Raw genomic sequence first — 1272 nt, forward strand, 5'->3', positions numbered from 1 at the left:
GGGCGGGGCCGCGGCCCGCCGGGCGGCACTTCGCCCGCGGCGAGCAGCCAGCCCACGAGCGCGCCCGGCGGCAGCGTGGCCCCGGCCGCGACGACCGGATGGAAGAGTCCCTCCCCCTCGGCCTCGACATCCGCGTCGACCTTGTCGGTGGCGAGCCTCATGATCACATCACCGGGACGGACCAGACCACCGGCCGGCACGAGCCACTCGGTGATCGTGCCTTCCCGCATCGTCAGCCCGAGCTTGGGCAGCAGCACCTCGACAGCCATGGCGTCAGCCTCGGGCGAGCAGCCGGCGGCAGCCGTCGGCTATCCGGGTGCGGTCGGGGATGTACGCCCGCTCCAGCACCGGGCTGAACGGCACCGGGGTGAACGGCGCGCCCAGGCGCGACACCGGCGCGTCGAGGTAGTCGAAAGCGGCCTCCTGGACCTGCGCGGCGATCTCCGCGCCGATGCCACCGAACCGTACAGCCTCGTGCACCACGAGCACCCGGTTGGTGCGCACCACCGACTGCACGATCGTCTCGCTGTCCAGCGGCTGCACGGTGCGGGGGTCGATGACCTCGACCGAGACGCCCTCGGCCGCGAGCTCCTCGGCGGCGGCCAGCGCCTCGACGGTCATCCGGCCCAGGGCCACGACGGTGACGTCGTCACCGGTGCGCAGCGTGGCGGCCGTGCCGATCGGCACCTCGTAGATCTCCTCGGGCACCTCGCCCCTGGATCCGAGCAGCGCCTTGTTGAGCATCACGATGACCGGGTTGTCGTCGCGTACAGCGGAGACGATCATCCCTTTGGCGTCCACCGGGGTGGCGGGCATGAGCACCTTGAGGCCCGGGGTGTGCGCGAGCCATGCTTCCAGGCTCTGGGAGTGCTGCGCGGCGGCGCTGAGCCCGGCGCCCGCCGCGGTCGTGATCGTGAGTGGGACGCTGACCGAGCCGCCGTACATGAACTTCATCTTCGCCGCCTGGTTGACCACCTGGTCCATGCAGACGCCGAGGAAGTCCATGAACATCAGGTCGCACACCGGCCGCAGGCCACGGGCGGCGGCGCCCACACCGAGGCCGATGATCGCCGCTTCGGAGATGGGGGTGTCCACAACACGGCGCGGCCCGAACTCCGACAGCAGCCCGTCGAACATGTGGAAGACCCCGCCGTAGCCGGCGACATCCTCGCCGGCCACGAACACGTCGTCGTCGGCGCGCATGACCTGCGCGAGGCCCTCGTTGAACGCTTTGACGTAGGTCAGGGTGCGTGTCATCGGCCGTGGAGCTCC

At 71.1% G+C, this 1272-nt stretch carries 2 protein-coding genes; both read right to left on the bottom strand.

Annotated features, from left to right (window positions below):
* Positions 1-269: biotin/lipoyl-containing protein (locus MJ783_RS05300; protein ID WP_305039478.1), on the bottom strand; the 269-nt coding region annotated here is incomplete at its 3' end.
* Positions 270-273: 4 nt separating this feature from the next.
* A partial coding sequence (locus tag MJ783_RS05305; protein ID WP_370651447.1) for an alpha-ketoacid dehydrogenase subunit beta occupies positions 274-1272 on the bottom strand: 999 nt, incomplete at its 5' end.

This window comes from Protofrankia sp. Cj3 (assembly GCF_917627355.1).
In the GTDB taxonomy this organism is placed as follows: Bacteria; Actinomycetota; Actinomycetes; order Frankiales; family Frankiaceae; genus Protofrankia.